This is a genomic window from Micromonospora sp. NPDC049151 (genome assembly GCF_040648395.1).
Classification (GTDB): Bacteria; Actinomycetota; Actinomycetes; order Mycobacteriales; family Micromonosporaceae; genus Micromonospora.
On sequence record NZ_JBEZDP010000009.1, the window covers coordinates 154,037 to 155,751 of the forward strand.

Consider the following 1,715-nt stretch of genomic DNA (forward strand, 5'->3'; position numbering starts at 1 on the left):
ACGCCTTCCATGAGGGACCCCGCCATGACGAGGTCGAGCACTGTGTTCTCGTCCAGTTCGCCGGCCGGGGCCTCACGTACCACCCGGCCCTCCCGCATCACCAGCACCCGGTCGGCCAGGCCCAGCACCTCGGGGACCTCGCTGGAGACCAGCAGCACCCCCACACCACGGGCGGCCAGATCGCGGATCACCTGGTACAGCTCGGCGCGGGCGCCCACGTCCACGCCCCGGGTCGGCTCGTCGAGCAGCAGCAGCCGGGTGCCGCCGAGCAGCCACCGCCCGACCACCACCTTCTGCTGGTTGCCGCCGGACAGCGTGCGCACCGGCCGGCGTACGTCCCGGGGCCGCAGCTCCAGCGACGCGGCGACGCGGTCCGCCTCGGCGCGCTCCCGGGCGGCGTCCGTGAAGCCGAGGCGGGCGTACCTGCCGAACGTGGCGAGCGTGACGTTGCGGTAGACCGGCTCGCCCAGCAGCAGCGCCTGGCTCTTGCGCTCCTCCGGCGCCATGCCCATCCCGGCCCGTACCGCCGCGCCCACACTGCCGGGACGCAGCACCCGGCCGTCGACCCGGACCGTCCCGGCGTGCGCCCGGCGCGCGCCGAAGATGGTCTCCAGCAACTCCGAGCGGCCCGAACCGACCAGCCCGGCGATGCCGACGATCTCTCCCGCCCGGACCCGGAGCGAGACGTCGGCGAACTCGCCGGGCCGGGTCAGCCCGTCCACCCGCAACAGCTCCGCGCCGCCCCCGTGGCCGGGCGGGCGCTTCGGGAAGACGTACTCGATGGTCCGCCCGGTCATCCGGGCGACCAGGTCGCGGGTCGGTGTCTCGCGGGCCGGCAGGCTCGCCGCCGTGGTCCGGCCGTCCTTGAGTACGGTGACCCGGTCGCCGATCTCGCGGATCTCCTCCAGCCGGTGCGAGATGTAGACGACCGCGATGCCCTGCGCGGTGAGTTCGCGGATGATCCGGAACAGGTTCGCCACCTCGTCGTGGGCCAGCACGGCGCTCGGCTCGTCCATGATGATCAGCCGGGCCTCGTGGGACAGCGCCCGGGCCATGCTGACGATCTGCTTGCCGGCGGCGGGCAGGTGCCGCACCAGCCGTCCCGGCGGGATCTCCGGGTGGCCGAGGCGGGCCAGGATCTGCCGGGTATGCCGGGCCGTGTGCCCCCGCCGGACGAACCCGAACCGGCGCGGCTCGTGACCGAGGAACGCGTTCTCCGCCACCGACAGGTCGTCGACCAGATCGAGTTCCTGGTAGATGGTGGCGATGCCGGCGCGCATGGCGGCCTGTGGATCGGCGAACGAGGCCGGCTCGCCCCGCCAGAGCACCTCGCCCGAGTCCGGCCGGTGCACCCCGGCCAGCACCTTGATCAGTGTGGACTTGCCGGCGCCGTTCTGCCCCAGCAGGCAGTGCACCTCGCCCGCCCGCACCTCCAGTCGCACGCCGTCGAGCGCGCGTACCCCCGGGAACGTCTTGACCACGTCGGTGAGGCGCAGCACCACCTCGCCCGCGACGGCGCCCGCGCCCGCCTTCCTCGCGCTCACGCTGCTTCGCCCTTCGTTCGCGACTGCGGGGCTCGCAACACCGGCTCACTCCTCGCGCTCACCGAGCCCGCCCCCGTTCGCGACTGCGGGGCTCGCAACACCGGCTCACTCCTCGCGCTCACCGAGCCCGCCCCCGTTCGCGACTGCGGGGCTCGCAACACCGGCTCACCG

The 1,715-nt window shown here is 74.1% G+C and carries 1 protein-coding gene; it reads right to left on the reverse strand.

The annotated features are described in order from the left end of the window. Positions 1-1,544: sugar ABC transporter ATP-binding protein (locus AB0B20_RS13475; RefSeq protein WP_357470595.1), on the reverse strand; the 1,544-nt coding region annotated here is incomplete at its 3' end. Positions 1,545-1,715: the final 171 nt, after the last annotated feature.